Origin of the sequence: Thioclava sp. L04-15, from assembly GCF_002020275.1 — a bacterium.
Classification (GTDB): domain Bacteria; phylum Pseudomonadota; class Alphaproteobacteria; order Rhodobacterales; family Rhodobacteraceae; genus Thioclava; species Thioclava marina.
Genome location: NZ_MPZW01000001.1, coordinates 565,018 through 578,361, shown reverse-complemented (window position 1 = coordinate 578,361; position 13,344 = coordinate 565,018). Strand labels below are relative to the sequence as shown.

At 62.3% G+C, this 13,344-nt stretch carries 13 protein-coding genes; 6 read left to right on the top strand and 7 right to left on the bottom strand.

What is annotated here, in order from left to right; genetic code table 11:
* Position 1: 1 nt before the first annotated feature.
* Entirely contained in the window at positions 2-850 is an 849-nt protein-coding gene (locus tag BMI90_RS02860) for a DUF805 domain-containing protein (RefSeq protein WP_078525773.1), read from the bottom strand.
* 104 nt (positions 851-954) lie between these two features.
* On the opposite strand from BMI90_RS02860, the gene argC reads away from it, so the two are divergent.
* From argC to BMI90_RS02840, 4 genes are all read left to right on the top strand, one after another.
* Entirely contained in the window at positions 955-1,983 is a 1,029-nt protein-coding gene (gene argC / locus BMI90_RS02855; protein ID WP_078527184.1) for an N-acetyl-gamma-glutamyl-phosphate reductase, read from the top strand.
* A 63-nt stretch (positions 1,984-2,046) separates the two neighbouring features.
* Positions 2,047-2,490 carry a cytochrome c maturation protein CcmE gene (gene ccmE, locus BMI90_RS02850; RefSeq protein WP_078525770.1) on the top strand — a complete coding sequence of 148 codons (444 nt, stop codon included), beginning with the start codon at positions 2,047-2,049 and terminating at the stop codon, positions 2,488-2,490.
* Positions 2,491-2,595: 105 nt separating this feature from the next.
* Entirely contained in the window at positions 2,596-3,207 is a 612-nt protein-coding gene (locus BMI90_RS02845; RefSeq protein WP_078525768.1) for a holin-associated N-acetylmuramidase, read from the top strand.
* Complete coding sequence (locus tag BMI90_RS02840; RefSeq protein ID WP_078525765.1) at positions 3,198-3,695, top strand: holin family protein; 498 nt, start codon at positions 3,198-3,200, stop codon at positions 3,693-3,695. Before BMI90_RS02845 ends, BMI90_RS02840 begins: the two co-directional genes overlap by 10 nt.
* 62 nt (positions 3,696-3,757) lie before the next feature.
* Here BMI90_RS02840 and BMI90_RS02835 read toward each other — a convergent pair whose 3' ends face one another.
* Positions 3,758-6,826: an efflux RND transporter permease subunit gene (locus BMI90_RS02835; protein ID WP_078525763.1), complete on the bottom strand. Its 3,069-nt coding sequence runs from the start codon at positions 6,824-6,826 to the stop codon at positions 3,758-3,760.
* 10 nt (positions 6,827-6,836) lie between these two features.
* A complete protein-coding gene (locus tag BMI90_RS02830; RefSeq protein WP_078525761.1) occupies positions 6,837-8,000 on the bottom strand; it encodes an efflux RND transporter periplasmic adaptor subunit in 1,164 nt (387 codons plus the stop codon).
* Positions 8,001-8,312: 312 nt separating this feature from the next.
* Between BMI90_RS02830 and BMI90_RS02825 the strand changes: the two genes are divergently transcribed.
* Positions 8,313-8,615, top strand: a complete 303-nt coding sequence (locus tag BMI90_RS02825) for a hypothetical protein (protein ID WP_078525758.1) — start codon at positions 8,313-8,315, stop codon at positions 8,613-8,615.
* Between the two features lie 87 nt (positions 8,616-8,702).
* On the opposite strand, the gene BMI90_RS02820 is transcribed toward BMI90_RS02825, so the two are convergent.
* The 4 genes from BMI90_RS02820 to BMI90_RS02805 all read right to left on the bottom strand — a co-directional run bounded on the left by BMI90_RS02820 (position 8,703) and on the right by BMI90_RS02805 (position 12,559).
* The gene (locus BMI90_RS02820; RefSeq protein WP_078525755.1) at positions 8,703-9,800 is read right to left on the bottom strand and encodes a glycine betaine/L-proline ABC transporter ATP-binding protein; all 1,098 of its coding nucleotides are present in this window, start codon (positions 9,798-9,800) and stop codon (positions 8,703-8,705) included.
* Positions 9,793-10,704, bottom strand: a complete 912-nt coding sequence (locus BMI90_RS02815; protein WP_078525752.1) for a proline/glycine betaine ABC transporter permease — start codon at positions 10,702-10,704, stop codon at positions 9,793-9,795. The genes BMI90_RS02820 and BMI90_RS02815 overlap by 8 nt, the downstream gene beginning before the upstream one ends.
* A 93-nt stretch (positions 10,705-10,797) precedes the next feature.
* Entirely contained in the window at positions 10,798-11,805 is a 1,008-nt protein-coding gene (locus tag BMI90_RS02810) for an ABC transporter substrate-binding protein (RefSeq protein ID WP_078525749.1), read from the bottom strand.
* Between the two features lie 274 nt (positions 11,806-12,079).
* Positions 12,080-12,559, bottom strand: a complete 480-nt coding sequence (locus tag BMI90_RS02805; RefSeq protein WP_078525746.1) for a MarR family transcriptional regulator — start codon at positions 12,557-12,559, stop codon at positions 12,080-12,082.
* A gap of 253 nt (positions 12,560-12,812) precedes the next feature.
* Between BMI90_RS02805 and ectA the strand changes: the two genes are divergently transcribed.
* On the top strand, positions 12,813-13,343 hold the full coding sequence (gene ectA / locus BMI90_RS02800) for a diaminobutyrate acetyltransferase (protein ID WP_078525744.1): 531 nt from the start codon (positions 12,813-12,815) through the stop codon (positions 13,341-13,343).
* The last annotated feature ends 1 nt before the right edge of the window (position 13,344 follow it).

Genomic DNA, 13,344 nt, shown 5'->3' with positions numbered 1-13,344 from the left:
CTTATCCGTAATCGTTCCTGCCGTAGGTGCCCCGTCGCACGGTGAAAATGAGCAGGGTGAGCGAATAGGCCAGCACCGCGATGCCCCAAAGGGACAAGAGCGCCATCATCGCGGTCCCGCCTGAAGCTGTCTCCATCGCGCCGCTCTGCCAGGCGATGTGGCCCATATAGGCACCGCCGACACTCGACAGAAGCCAGTAGCAGCCCACCCACCAGCCGGAGCGATTGATGTCATGGATGCGGCGCACCTGTGCCGAGAGCGAGGGCATGAAGGTCGCAATCGCGATCACGCCATTGATCGCGGCCCCGTCCGAGCCCATCGCGCCTTCTGCGATTTCTCCGATCACGCTGGCAATCGCCACAAACAGGATGAACCACCAGTATTCCGACCGGCTCGCCCGGCCCTTGAAGGTTGCGTATTTGCGAAAGCAGACCTTCACCGCTTCGATCGGCCCGCGCGAGGGTGCGTCGACATAGAGCCCGTCCGGGCCGATGCCGCGTTTCGCCCGCTCTGTCTCGATCGAGGCGTCGGCATAGGCGCGCGGATCATTGGTCGAGAGCTTGCCCTCTGTCTGATGGCGCTGGGCGACGCGCGCGGCGTAATTGGTCGCGCCGCCATGATCGACGCCGGAATGGGAGAAGCTTTGCGACGGGTCGGTCTCGGGCACATCGCCGCCCTCGGGCGGGGCGGTGAAGAAGTGAGCCGCCGCGGGTTCCCAGCCCGCCATCCCCTCTTGCCAGACGAGGGTCTCGGGCTTGATCCGTCCCGCCCGGATCATATCTTCGATCTGTTCGCCTGTGTGCGGGCCGGTGGGTGCCTGTCCGTCCGCGTAATACCAGTCCTGGACCATGAAAATACCTGTCTGAAAATCGGCTCTCCCCCGTCGTCACGCGGAGTTTATTTGAGCGTGAGGTTAGGGTAATGGAATGCCAAGCGACAAGCGCGGAGAAAGACATGACCAAGAAAATCGCAATCCTGGGCGCATCGGGCTATACCGGTGCAGAGCTGGTCCGGCTCATTGCCACCCATCCCGGCATGGAGATCGTGGCGCTGTCGGGTGAGCGCAAGGCTGGCATGGCGATGGGCGATGTCTTCCCGCATCTGCGTCATCTCGGGCTGCCCGATCTGGTAAAGATCGAGGAGATCGATTTTTCGGATGTCGATCTGGCCTTCTGCGCGCTGCCCCATGCGACCTCGCAGGCGGTGATCAAGGAATTGCCGCGTGATCTGAAGGTCGTGGACCTCTCGGCGGACTTCCGGCTGCGCGATCCGGCCGAATACGAAAAGTGGTATGGCAAGCCCCACGCTGCGGTCGAGTTGCAGAAAGAGGCGGTCTACGGGCTGACCGAATTCTACCGCGACGCGATTCGCGAGGCCCGGTTGGTCGCGGGCACGGGCTGCAACGCTGCTGCGGGCCAGTACGCGATCCGCCCGCTGATCGAGGCGGGCGTGATCGACCTCGACGACATCATCCTCGATCTGAAGAACGGCGTTTCCGGCGCTGGCCGTTCGCTCAAGGAGAACCTGCTCCATGCAGAGCTTTCGGGGGGCACCTATCCCTATTCGCAAGGCGGCAAGCACCGTCACCTGGGCGAATTCGATCAGGAGTTCAGCGCCTTGGCGGGCCGCCCCGTGCTGGTGCAATTCACCCCGCATCTCGCACCTTTCAACCGCGGCATCCTTGCCTCGGCCTATGTGAAAGGGGATCCGGAGGCTGTTTACGCCGCGCTTTCGGACCGTTACGTAACGGAAACATTCATCGAAATGCTACCTTTCGGCGCAGTTCCCTCCACCAGGTCTGTAACTGGCTCCAATTTTGTCCATATTGGTGTATCAGGAGACAGGATTCCCGGGCGCGCGCTCGTGGTCGTGGCGCTCGACAACCTGTGCAAGGGCTCGTCGGGGCAAGCGATCCAGAACGCGAACCTGATGCTCGGGCTGGAGGAAAGCGAAGGGCTGATGCTCGCCCCCGTCTTCCCTTGACCAAGGTCATGGCGCAGCCATGCCGGGGAAGGTAGACGAAGCGGCATCCGAGGAGGAAAGACGATGAAGAGCCTCAAGAAGAAACGTCGTATCCAGGTGCTGGCCGTGGCCGCCCTTGCGCTGGTGATCGCCACCGGCACGATCGGCTATTCCATGCGCAACGGGATCAACTTCTTCCGCGCGCCCTCGCAGCTCGCGACGGAGCCGCCGCAGCCCGGCGAAGTGTTCCGCCTCGGCGGTCTGGTCGAAGCCGGGTCGCTCAAGCGCGGCCAGGGCGAGGTGATCGAATTCAATGTCACCGATGGCGGCGCGACCGTTCCGGTGAAATTCGCGGGCGTCCTGCCGGACCTGTTCAAGGAAGGTCAGGGCATGATCGGCACCGGCAAGATGGAAGGGGGCACCTTCGTGGCCTCCGAGATCCTTGCCAAGCACGACGAGAATTACATGCCCAAGGAAGTCGTCGATGCGCTCAAGGAGCAGGGCGTCTACGAGCCGCCCTCGTCCTGATCCCTCGTGATCACATCGTGATCCTTGCGCCAGCGCACGCTGGCTTGCCCGAGGCTTAATCCCGAAATCTGAGCCTGTCGCCGTTCGCAGTAACGGAGGCAGGCCATGAAAACGGTCACGCAGATCGCGGCGGAGATCGTCGCGCGCGAAGGGGGCTACGTCGACGATCCCGATGATCCCGGCGGGGCTACGAAACACGGGGTGACGCTCGGCACGCTCAGGCGGCTCGGACGTGATCTTACCGGCGACGGGCGCATCGACGAGATGGATGTTCGCGCGCTCGATCCCGCGCAGGCCTCCGAAATCTTCATCCAGCATTATTACGAAGCACCCCGGATCGACCGGCTTCCGGCGGCAATTCAGCCCTCGGTCTTCGACATGTATGTGAATGCGGGCGGCAATGCCGTGGTGATCCTTCAAAGGTTGCTGGGCGATATGGGGCAGCGCATCATCGTCGACGGCATCATCGGCCCGCAGACCGTCGCCGCCGCCGAGATCGCCGATGCCACCGCGCCCGGGTATTTTGCCGATGCCTACGGGATCGCGCGGCGCAACTACTATTACCGCGTCGCCGATGCCCGCCCCGCCAGCCGCAAATTCGCGACCACCCGGGCAGGACAGAAGGGCGGGTGGATCCGGCGTGCGGAAGAATTCATCTCGCCACGCTTCCACCTGACCGAGACCGAACATCGCAAGCGGGTGTCGGCATGGGCGTGATCGACAGGCTCGTGGGCGGCGCCTCTGCCGCGAAGGCGGTGGGAGAGGCGGCGACTTCGGTAGCCGAGGTGTTCGTGCCCAATGCCACGAAAAAGCTTGAGGCCGCGCAGGCGGCCTATCTCGCGGCCCTCGAAGAGCACGGCACAGAGTTCCAATACATCCGCCCCGGCATATTCGACCGGATCGTGAACGGAATAAACCGCCTGCCGCGTCCGACGCTCGCCTTCGGTATTGTCGGGCTCATGATCTACGCCATGGTCGATCCCGTCGGTTTCGCACAGCGCATGGTGGGGCTCAACTACGTGCCCGAACCGCTCTGGTGGCTGCTGGGCGCGGTGGTGAGCTTCTATTTCGGCGCACGCGAGGCATTCTATTTTCGGATGAACAAGGCAGTCGCACCGCCGCCAGCCGCGCTCCGGGCCCCCGAGGCGCCCGAGGAGAATGCGGCGCTCCAAGCCTGGAAGGCGGGGGAGAAAGCGGCCGGGTAATGAACCAGGGGCACGGTTTTTGCCCGTGCCCCTGAATTGTCGTCTTCGCTTGAGCGCGCGTCTCAGCCGGCCTCGGCGCGGCGTTTTGCAGCGGCGTCGAATGCGGCGTCCGAAGGCGCGATGAAGCTGTAGAACATCGGCACCACGAAGAGCGTGAACATCGTCCCGATCAGCAGCCCCGAGAAGATCACCAGCCCCATCGCCTGACGTGCCGCGGCGCCTGCGCCTTGCGCAAGGATCAGCGGCACCACGGCAAGCGCCATCGCGGCCGTGGTCATCAGGATCGGACGCAGTCGGATCTGGGCGGCTTTCACGATTGCCTGACGGCGGGTGAGGCCAGCGCTCTCGCGTTGCTGATTGGCGAATTCCACCATCAGGATGCCGTGCTTGGTGATCAGGCCGACAAGCGTGATCAGCCCGACCTCGGAATAGATATTGAGCGTTCCGAGCCCGAGGTTGAGCGGCAGAACCGCTCCGAAGATCGTCAGCGGCACCGTCATCATGATGATGAACGGGTCGCGGAAGCTTTCGAACTGGGCGGCCAGCACGAGATAGATCACGAGGACCGCCGCGCCGAAAGCGATCAGGATGGTATTGCCTTGCTGCGTCTCGATCCGCGACTGGCCGGAATAGTTCACCAAGAACCCCTCTGGCATCACCTGATTGGCGATATCGACGATGGTCTGGAGCCCCGCGCCGGTCGATTGGCCGGGCAGCGGCAGCGCGGTGATCGTCGCCGCGTTGAGCTGGTCGAACTGTTCGATCGAAGCTGCGTTCACCCCGTTCTCGATCTTGACCAGCGCCGATAGCGGCACCATCGCGCCCGATGCCGAGCGCACATAGTAGCGGCCAAGCTCTTCGGGATTGGCACGGAATTTCTGCGGCACCTGAGGGATGATGTCATAGCTGTTCGAATCCCGGTCGAACTGCGCGACCGAGGCCTCGCCCACCAGCAGCCCAAGAGTGGAGCCGATATCCGAGACCGGAACGTTCAGCGCCGCCGCCCGGTCGCGGTCGATGGTCACATCCACCTGCGGGCTGTCGAAATTGAGCGAGTTCTGCACGATGATGAATTTGCCCGAGGCCATCGCCTTGTTCTTGATCTCCTCGGCGACCTCGGCCACCCGTTTCGCGGAGTGGATCGACTGGATCACCACCGAGATCGGCAGGCCACCCCCGGTCCCCGGCAGCGAAGGCGGAGCGAAGGCGAAGCCCTTGAGGCCGGTCGATTTGCCCAGATCCGCTTGAATCTCCTGCTGGATCTCTTTCTGGCTGCGCTGACGTTCGGCCCAGTCCTTGAGCGCCCAGATATAGATACCCTGTGAACTGTCGCCGCCAAAGCCCGCAATCGAGAAATCGGTGCGCACCTCGGGGATGCCGGCGGTGTCCTTGCTTACCTGATCGATGTATTTCTGGGTGTAGTCGCTGGTCGCATAGCGCGGGCCATTGAGGATCGCGAAGAGCGCGCCGTTATCCTCTTCCGGGGCAAGCTCGGTGTTGGTGTTCACGAGCATGAAACCGGTGACGCCGATCAGCGAGACCACGACCAGAATGGTGATGCCGCGCAGGTCGAGCGAGCCGTTCACGCGCCGCCCGTACCAGCCCGCGAGCCGGTCGAAATTGCGGTCGATGAAGGCCTGGAACCCCTTGGCGTCGCCGTGTTTCAGCAAGCGCCCGGACATCATCGGGGTGATGGTCAGCGCGATCACGCCCGACAGGATCACCGAGCCCGCCAGGGCGAAGGCGAACTCGCGGAAGAGCTGCCCGGTCAGCCCGCCGGTGAAGCCCAGAGGTGCCAGCACCGCGGCCAGCGTGATCGTCATCGCGATCACCGGGCCGGTGATTTCCTTCATCCCCTGAACGGCGGCGGGGATAGGCTTCATCCCGTCATCGATATGGCGGTGGATGTTCTCCACCACGACGATCGCGTCATCGACCACGAGGCCGATCGCCAGAACCATCGCCAGCAGCGTCAGAAGATTGATCGAATAGCCCAAGGCCATCAGCACCGCGAGCACCCCGATCAGAGAGAGCGGAATGGTCACGATCGGCATCGCGACCGAGCGGAAGGAGCCGAGGAAGAGAAGGATCACCACCGTCACGATCGCGACCGCCTCGCCGATGGTCTTGAACACCTCATGGATCGAGGCCGAGATCGTCTCGGTCGAGTCGTAAACCAGCTCGATCTTCATGCCCTCGGGCAGGGTGGCGTTGATCGCCGGCAATTCGTCGTTGACGGCGGCGGCGGTGTCGAGCGGGTTCGCGGCGGGCGTCGGGAAGACGCCAAGGAAGGTGCCCTGCTTGCCATCGAAGGTGACGATCTCATTGTCGGCGGCCTTCGAAAGCTCGATTTTCGCGACATCGCGCAGCCGGACCACCTCGTCGCCCGACGACCGGATCGGCAGCTTGCCGAACGCGTCCGGGGTTTGAAGGGTCGATTGCAGCGTGATCGATTGCGCCACGTATTCGTTCTTCGTCTTGCCCGGAGCCGAGAGGAAGTTCGACGCCTGGATCGCCGCCAGCACTTCAGATGCGGTCACGCCGCGCGCTGCGAGCTTGTCCGGGTCGATCCAGATCCGCATCGCATAGTCCGAAGCCCCGATGATCTGCGTCTGTGCCACGCCGGGAATGGTCGACATGCGCGGGCGGATGACGCGGCGCAGATATTCGGTCAACTGCTCGGGCGTCATGTTGGGGTTGATCGCGGCAAGATACATGAGCGCGAAGGTCCGCCCCGTACCCTTCACGATCACCGGGTCTTTCGCCGCCGAAGGCAGCTGGCCTTTCACCTGCTGCACCTTCGAGAGCACCTCGGTCATCGCCGCGTCGGAGTTAGAGCCGAGCTTCATATGCACCGAGATGACCGAGGCCGAGGGGCGCGATTGCGTGGTGACGTAGTCGACGTTCTCCGTGGTCGCGACGGCAGCAGCGATTGGCGAAGTGATGAAGCCCTGGATCAGCTCGGGCGAGGCGCCGGGATAGGTCGTGGTGATGGTGACCACGGTCTCCTCGACCTCGGGGTATTCGCGGACTGGCAGGTTGAAATAGGCCTGCGCGCCCAGCAGGAGCATGAACGCGCCCAGCACCATCGACAGGACAGGGCGGCGGATGAAGATTTCCGAGATATTCATGGGATCGCCCTTACTGCGCCGCCGCCGGGGCGGGCATGTCGAAAGCTTTCATCACGTCGGCGGTCGCGGGCGCGTCCGGGTCGGGCGAGATCGTGTTGTCGATCGACACCGTGGCCCCGGAGTTGAGTTTGTTCTGACCCGCGTTCACCACCATGTCGCCCGCCTTCAGCCCTTTGCTGATCTCGACCAGCGGGCCCGAACGGCGCCCGAGCGTGATGAAGACCTGCTTGGCGATCAGCTTCGGTGCGTCCGCTCCCTCGGGCGTCTCCTTGCGCACCACGAACACCGAGTCGCCATAGAGGTTCGAGCTGACGACCGTTTGCGGCAGCGCGATCACCCCGTCCTCGGAGGGCAGCACGACGCGCACATGGACGAATTGCCCTGGCGTGAGCTGATTTCCGTCATTGCCGACTTCGGCGCGCAGGGTCACGAGGCGGGAATTCGGGTCGATCTTGGGTTCGATACCAGTGATTTCGCCTTTCAGGTTCAGCGAGCCGTCCTCGGTCGTCACTTCGACCTTCTGTCCGGTTTCGGCCTCCCGGGCCTGCTGTTCGGGAAGGGTGAAGTCGACGCGCATGTGATCGCGGTCTTGGAGCGTGGCAAAGGCGGTGCCGGTCGCGGCATATTGGCCGATCTCGACTTGCGGGATGCCGATCACGCCCGCGAAGGGCGCGACGAGACGCTTCTTTTCCAGCACGGCTTGCAGCTTCGCGACGGTGGCGCGGGCTTCCTGCGCCGAAGCCTCTGCCTGATCGAGGTTCGAGGTGGCCGAAACCCCGCGTTCGGCCAGTTGACGCGCACGGGTGAGGTTGGTCTCCGCCAGCTCCAGAGCTGCCTTGGCCGAGGTGAGGTCGGCGCGTTCGGACCGGTCGTCGATCTGCAGCAGAAGCTGGCCTTTCTCGACGCGGTCATTGGCCTTGAAATGGATTTCCTGAACCGTGCCGCCCATCTCGACGGCCAGCTCGGTCCCGCGCACGGCCGAGGCGGTCCCGATCGCTTCCAGACCCGGCGTCCAGGTGATCGGTTTCACTTCGCTCACCGAAACGGCGACAGGGGGCTGCGTCATGTTCGCGAAGTATTGCGCGATCATCTTCGAGCGGAACATGTTATAACCGACGATGCCGCCCACGACGAGGACGAGCGCGACAATGGCGATGAGAAGACGTTTGATCATGAGAAGTCCCGTCGAATATCGTTGAGCGCCAAGCCCGAAAGGGAGGCGCATTCTTTCTGAACCAGATGGTTCAATTTTGGTCCCGGAGTCAATCCGTTCGATTTCGCACCGATGATGGCTCACGTGGCTGTGAATTCAAGTGCCGCTTCGCGCGTGTACGACGAGCTCTTTGTGCGCCTGCGCGCGCTGGGTGGCTGTCATGCTACTTTTGGATGGCTCGACCTTCCGAAACCAGGCAATATATTAACTTCTGAATGTTAGCGTATACGGCGTGTTTTTGCCTTGGCTTTGTGAGTTTCGAAAGGATTTCAAATGGATCCACTCTCGTTGGTGCGCATCGGCTTCGAGGCCGCGCGAATTGGTGTCGAAGCTCAGGCGGTGATCGCGATGCGGCTGGCGGGTATGGCGGGTCTCTGGGACGTGCCGATGCACGAAACTTTCCAGATGTTGCATGAAAAACCCGTTGCTGTGGCAGAGGCGACAGAGGCCGCAGCTTGGGCGATCCTCAAGGGGCATAGCGCGGATCGGGCGATCTCGGCCTCGATGTCCGAAATCGGCCGTCATACCAGTGCCAATCTCGCGCGCCTGTCGCGCCGGGGGCCTAGCTGGGCCTGATCGATGCGCGGGAAGCCGCAACTCCTACAGAAAAACGCCGCGAGCCTGTGCCCGCGGCGCTTTGTTTTTCCGCTTTGGCCAACCGGGTCAGGCGGCGCTGTCTTCCACCGCGTCGTCGCCCTCTTCGACGCTGGCGGGCGTGACCATAGCGGTCAGGATCGTCGGCATGTCCAGCACGCCGATCGGCTTGTTGGCCTTGTCGACCACGGTGGCCGCGCGCACCTCGGCATCGGCCATCCGCCGTGCGATCTTTTCGAGCACCGAGCTTGCCTTGACCTTCATCTTCGGAAGCTCGCCCTCGGGCAGCGGCATCGCGATGGTCTCGGCGCGGATAACGCGGCCGCGGTTCACCTCACGCACGAACTCGGCGATATATTCATTCGCCGGGCGCAGCACGATTTCCTGGCCTGTACCGACCTGGTTGAGCGCCCCGTCGCGCAGGATCGCGATCTTGTCGCCCAGCCGCAGCGCTTCGTCGAGGTCGTGGGTGATGAAGATGATGGTCTTTTGCAGCTCCGCCTGAAGGTCGAGCAGGACCTTCTGCATATCCATCCGGATCAACGGATCGAGGGCTGAAAACGCCTCGTCCATGAGGAGAATATCGGCGTCGTTGGCCAGCGCCCGGGCGAGGCCCACCCGCTGTTGCATGCCGCCAGAGAGCTGGTTGGGATAGTAATCCTCGTAGCCCGCGAGGCCGACCCGATCGATCCATTTCTTCGCGACCGGCTCGGATTTCGAGCGCGGTACCCCCTGGATATCCAGCCCGTAGCAGGCGTTCTCCAACACGGTCCGGTGCGGCAGAAGCGCGAATTTCTGGAATACCATCGCCGTTTCGTGGCGGCGGAATTCGCGCAACTCCTCTTCGTTCATCTTCACCACGTCGCGGCCATTGTAGAGGATCTGGCCCGAGGTCGGCATGATCAGCCCGTTGATATGGCGGATCAGGGTCGATTTGCCCGAGCCCGACAGCCCCATGATCACCGAGATCTTGCCCGGCGGAAGGTCGAGATTGATATCCTGAAGGCCCAGCACGTGGTTGTGCTTGTCGTTGAGCTCTTCCTTTCCCATCCCGGCCTGAACCTTCTCGACATAGGCCGAGGGGTTCGCGCCGAAGATCTTGTAAAGATTGCGGATCTCGATGCCCGAGCGCGGCCCGGTGCCTGCATTCGTCGTCACATCAGTCATGGCCCGCCTCCGAATGTTTCTGCAGCCGCTTGCCGAAGGCCTGGCTCGCGCGGTCGAAGATGATGGCGATCGCGACAAGGGCGAAGCCGTTCAGGAAACCGATGGTGAAGAACTGGTTGTTGATCGCCTGAAGCACGTTCTTGCCGAGACCACCAACGCCCACCATCGAAGCCACGACGACCATCGCCAGCGCCATCATGATCGTCTGGTTGACACCCGCCATGATCGTCGGCAGCGACAGCGGTAGCTGCACGCCCCAGAGCTTTTGGCGCGGGTTGGCTCCGAAGGCGTCGGCTGCTTCGATCACTTCCTTGTCCACCAGCCGGATGCCCAGATTGGTCAGGCGGATCATCGGCGGGATCGCGTAAATGACCACGGCGATCACGCCCGGCACCTTGCCGATACCGAAGATCACGACGACCGGGATGAGGTAGACGAAGGAGGGCATGGTCTGCATCACGTCGAGGACCGGTGTCAGGATTTTCTGCATCCTGTCGGAGCGGGCCATCAGGATACCGATGGGCAGCCCGAGAATGATCGCGATCATCGTGGCCACCGTGACCATCGCGAGCGTCGTCATCGTATCTTCCCAGAGGCCGAAGACGCCGATCATTGCCAGACCGATGGCCGAGCCGATCACGATCTTCGCGCTACGCGAGGCGAACCAGACAACGACGAGGATGAGCCCGAAGATGATGAACCATGGGGTGTCCACAAACGCGTGTTCAAGCATGTTGAGGAACCATTGCAGCGGTCGGGTCGCCGCGTCGATCTGGTCGGAATAGGCGCGGACAATGCCGCGAAACCCGTCATCGATGCCCATGCGCATGTGGCGCAAGGTCTTGTTCGGAAGGGAGGGGAATTCGCAAAGGATTTCCGGTAGCCCCCAGCAGGATGATGCCATCTTCTTGTGTCCTCCGGTCTGTTATCGCCGCCGGTTAAAGGAAGGCGCGCGCGAGGAGGCCTCGCGCGCGCCGAAATCTGGTCTTCAGGCCGCTCAGAGCGCGTCCTCGACTTTCTTGGCCACGTCCTCGGAAACCCAGGCTTTCCAGACATCCGGATAGTTCTCGAGGAAATAGTAGGCGGTGTCCTCGTTGGTGCCCTGATTGTCGGCCTGCCATGCGAGGAATTCGCCCACGGTCTGGTTCGACCATTCACGCTTCGAGAGGTAGTCCATCGCGATCGCGTTCTCTTCGGAGAATTCCTTGGTCACGACGGTGTAGACATCCGAAATCGGATAGGCGTTCGGCTTGGGATCGACGCAATCGGCTTGCGAGTTGCACTCATCCCAGGCCTGCTTGTCGTTCGGGACGCCCGCATCAAGCTTCACCATCGGGTATTTGCCGAGGATCGCGGTCGGTGCCCAGTAATAGCCGAGCCAGCCTTTCTTCGACTCGTAGGCATTGGCGATCGAGCCGTCGAGACCCGCAGCCGAGCCGGTATCGACCAGCTTGAAGCCCTTTTCCTCGGCCTTGTGTGCCTTGAAGCGGTTCGCGGTCGAGATCTGGCAGTTCCATCCCGACGGGCAGTTGTAGACGCCGCCCATCGAGGGTTCTTCCGGGTCGGGGAACAGCTCGGGATGGGCGAGCGCGTCGTCGACCGTCTTGATCTCGGGGTGGGCGTCGGCAACATATTTCGGGATCCACCAGCCCTCTTCGCCGCCGTCCTTGAGGATCTCGGCGGCGATAACGAGGCGATCTTCGCTGACGGCCTTGTCGAGCGCGACCTTCACCGCGTTCACCCAGAGCTCGGGGGCGATATCGGGTTCGCCTTTCTCGTTCATCGAGGTAAAGGTGGGCATCGTGTCGCCGGTCACCAGCGTCACATTACAGCCGTAGCCGTTTTCGAGGATGATCTTGTCGACCCAGGCGGCGACACCGGCCGAGGCCCAGTTCATCTCGGCTTCCGTGACCGAGCCACATTCGCCATCAGCAGCAAAAGCGGGAGCGGCCAGCGCGGTCAGCGGCAATGCGGTGAGCAATGCGGCGAGCGTTTTCTTGTTCATTCAGGTCCTCCTGTCGTGGCAGCATTCATTCGACGGCCAAGCGGGCTACCGCCGCGGAATTGGCCTCTGGCGACGGCGCGAGGCCGACGGGATCTTGTTTAGCCACGCTCATTGAGGTGTGGCGCAGGAACTTGTCAAAATCCGACATGCTGATGTCGTAAAACGCCAAGGCCGCGGGTGCAACCTTTTCGAGCCCGTTTTGCGCTGGATTGGGAGTGAAGGCCCGGAATTGGGCAGGTCAACCCGAGGGCATACAGGGGCGCGTGCGCTCGAATTAATTCGGCTTGCCCGAAATATCGCCCCAGTCGAGCACCGGAGCGGCGTCGATTTCATGGGCGTCCAGCATGGCTGCAACCCGTTCCAGCGAAGCGATGAGCTGTGCCTGCTCCCAATCCTCGAGCGCTTCGAACCTGCGCACGAAGATCTGTTGCAGCGCGTCGGGTGCATCTTCGATCGCGCTCGCGCCTTTCGCCGTGATGACGACATCCGTCTGGCGCCGGTCGCGCTCCGAGCGTTGGCGCGTGACCATGCCTTTCTTCTCGAGCTTGTCGATGAGTGCCGTCATTGTCGCCTGGCTCACGCCCATGCGCTGCGAGATCGCCTTGGGGGTCGACCAGCCTTTTTCCGAGATCACCTGAAGGACGCGAAATTGCGCCGGGGTGAGGCCGGCGGATTTGGCAAGATCTTTGCCGAACATTTCGGTCGCGCGCAGAATTCGGCGCAGCGCGATCAGGCTCGTATCAACGCGCTCCATCAGCCGGAGGGCCCCTTTTTGGTCCAGACGGCCAAGTATCGCAGAGAGTTCGGCGCTCTGCAATTGCTTGGCTTTGCTAAGTTTATTTGTATCTTCAGCGTTTATGTTCTTAGTCATGCTAACGTTATATAGGGCGCATATCCTTAAATTTAAGGCGTAAATGGAACTTCTGGCTGTCATATTAGTTAGGTAGTTGAAATTTTCGACCTGATGAACTACTTAGTCTCCCGAAGCAAGCGAGAGGAATGAAAACGTGCCGCAAGTCGAGTCGATCAAGAAGGGATCCGCGCTGGTCTTCCGCAAGCCGGAAGCCGAGGATGGCAGCGAAATCTGGAAGCTGGTTCGCCGCTGCAAGCCGCTTGATGAAAATTCGATGTACTGCAACCTGCTGCAATGCGACCACTTCGGCGACACCTGTGTTCTCGTCGAGCGCGATGGCGAGGTCGTCGGCTGGATCTCGGGCTACATCGCTCCGTCCGAGCCGCAGACCTTCTTCGTGTGGCAGGTCGCTGTCGCGCCTGAAGCGCGTGGCCTTGGGCTTGGTAAACGGATGCTGCGCCACCTGATCGAACGCGACGAAGCCTCCGAATGCTCCCAGCTCAAGACGACCATCACCGAAAGCAACGCGGCGAGCTGGGCCCTGTTCCGCTCCTTCGCCCGGTCCATCGGCGGCGAGCTGACCGACGAGGCGCATTTCCACGAAGACGACCATTTCGACGGCCATGCCGCGACAGAGCACATGGTCACCATCACCTTCCCGGAAGAGGCCCGCGCCGCCGCCTGAT